Here is a 1,202-nt window from a genome sequence, read left to right on the forward strand (position 1 = left end):
TACAACCCGATCCGCATCATCCGTTAAACGTTCGTTCTTTCGTCTCATTATTTGCTCCTTGATTAGAAATGATGAGCCAAAAACACTCCCTTATCCAATCGACCCAATCTGTCCAATAGGCGTTGATGCCAAACACGGATACCCATCTTCATGGGAGGCCGAGTAGGTCCTCTTTTAAATGGAAACGCACTTGGTAACGTTCCATTTTCCTTGAAAAAAAACCTCTCCGGCAGACTTGGGGTGGTACAGCATTAGCTGAAAAGGCTTCTCCTCCTAACCGATCCATTGTATACCCGCAGGATCGGTCGGCATCGTAAACTGACTGCAATAATTTACTCAAGAATTCATGAAAAACCACTGCGTCTTAGGCTAGTGATCAGTGTCGTATGATAGAGGAAGATGTAATGATCATTCGACTTCATCCTATTGAACCTACTTTGATTTCTTCTGAAGCGAGCATTTTGGAGGCGATACAGGTTCTCGACAAAAGCGCTATGCAAATCGCTGTCGCGACCGATAGTGCCGGGCGGTTGGCGGGAGTGGTGACCGACGGCGACATTCGCCGGGCTATTCTCCGTAAGATATCAATTGATGCGCCCATTTCCTCAATCCTGAACGGGGATCCCGTGACTGCACGCGCCGACGCGTCCTTAGTTGAACTGCGCGAATTGATGAATTCGCAAACGCGGGTTCTGAGGGTACCGGCGGTGGATGAAAACGGAGTCGTTGTCGGCTTGTTCATGATTGAGGATGTTGTATCTGATAATACCGGAAACACGCCGATTGTTATCATGGCTGGGGGCATGGGGACTCGGCTTCGACCTCATACAGAGACCGTTCCGAAGCCTATGGTGCATCTTGGCGAGAAGCCCATTTTGGAGCGCATTATTGATGTTACGCGGAACCAAGGATATAGAAGTTATTACATTTCAGTCCGTTACCTGAGTGAAAAAATTATCGATCACTTTGGCGACGGTTCCGACTGGGGCATATCAATCCAGTATGTTCAAGAAAGAGAGCGGCTCGGTACTGCAGGTGCATTGAGACTAATTGCGGACAAGCTCGATGAGCCGTTTCTGGTGATGAACGGCGATCTGGTAACCAATATGGATTTTAATAGCCTGCGGCACTTTCATCGGGAAACGGACTCAATTGCAACCATGTGTGTGCGCGAGCACGATATGCAGATCCCTTATGGTGTA

The 1,202-nt window shown here is 48.3% G+C and carries 1 protein-coding gene; it reads left to right on the top strand.

Annotated features, from left to right (window positions below):
* Nucleotides 1-404 precede the first annotated feature (404 nt).
* On the top strand, nucleotides 405-1,202 hold a 798-nt coding region (locus E1180_RS00160), incomplete at its 3' end, for a sugar phosphate nucleotidyltransferase (protein WP_196220474.1).

Origin of the sequence: Roseibium denhamense (assembly GCF_009711415.1) — a bacterium.
GTDB lineage: Bacteria > Pseudomonadota > Alphaproteobacteria > Rhizobiales > Stappiaceae > Roseibium > Roseibium denhamense.